The sequence below is a fragment of the Mesorhizobium sp. ArgA1 genome (assembly GCF_053714375.1).
This window is the reverse complement of record NZ_JBSKBQ010000101.1, coordinates 1-1049: the sequence shown is the minus strand read 5'-3', so window position 1 is coordinate 1049 and position 1049 is coordinate 1. Positions and strand designations below refer to the sequence as shown.

At 60.1% G+C, this 1049-nt stretch carries 1 protein-coding gene; it reads right to left on the bottom strand.

Going from position 1 to position 1049, the window contains the following annotated elements; genetic code table 11:
- Positions 1-16: 16 nt before the first annotated feature.
- Positions 17-960, bottom strand: a protein-coding gene (locus ACWGTI_RS32495) for an IS630 family transposase (protein WP_454590658.1) whose coding sequence is annotated in 2 segments (ribosomal slippage) — positions 17-628 and positions 631-960 — 942 coding nt in all. Because the reading frame shifts where the segments join, the coding sequence is not laid out codon by codon here.
- Between the last annotated feature and the right edge of the window lie 89 nt (positions 961-1049).

The following is a 1049-nucleotide window of genomic DNA, read 5'->3' as shown; positions in this document are numbered from 1 at the left end:
CTAGAGCTTGATGAGATTAGTTTTGGTCATATCCTGAGTTTTGGAAATAGTGTGAGCACTCTGTGGGTGTGACGCGGTTGAGGGTTTGGCCGATCGCCTCACAGACGGCTTCGACGGTACGACGAGCAGCCTTTCTCAGCCAGTGCTTGAGCTTTGAGAAGAGCTGTTCGATCGGGTTGAGATCGGGTGAGTATTTGGGCAGGAAGAAGAGCCTTGCGCCGGCGGCGCGTATGGCGCGGCGCACCGCCTTGCCTTTGTGCGAGCCGAGATTGTCCATGACGACGATGTCGCCGAACCGCAGGGTTGGAGCGAGAACCTTCTCGACATAGAGGAGGAACCTCTCGCCATTGATCGGCCCATCGATCAGCCAAGGTGCATCGACACGGTCTTGGCGCAGTGCGGCCAGGAAGGTCATGGTCTTCCAGTGGCCGTGTGGCACTTTGGCCTTGATCCGCTGCCCAACCGGCGCCCAGCCTCTGAGCGGCGACATGTTGGTCTTGGTCCAGGTCTCGTCGATGAAGACCAGCCGTGCGGGATCGATCCGGCCCCGATACTTCGTCCACTGCATCCGCCGTCGCGCTATATCGGGACGATCCTGCTCAACGGCAATCAGCGTCTTTTTTTGTGACTGAGCTTCTCGGCGTGTACGAACTCCCACACCGAACGGTAGTCGACCCTCAGACCACGCTCGCCAAGCTCAGCCACAAGGCCGCGCAAGGTGAAGTCCCTGTCGTGGCAGCGCTCGATCAACCAGTCGCGCCATGCTCCCGAAAGCTGCTTCGGCTTGTAGCCGCCAACCTGGCGAGGTGCAGCGCTGCCAGTCTCCTCGACGCGCTTGAGCCACTCAATGGCCGCGCTGTAGCTGACGCCAAACCGAGCGGCTGCCGCGCGGCGTGACAGCCCATCGGTCCTCACCGCGGCTACAACCCGGTCGCGAAGGTCCATCGAATATCCTGCCATCCATGCTGGCCTCCTCCCAGCATGAATGTTGAATCAGAACCGCGATGATTTGGGAATCCCACGACTCCCACAAATCTCATCCCGCTCTA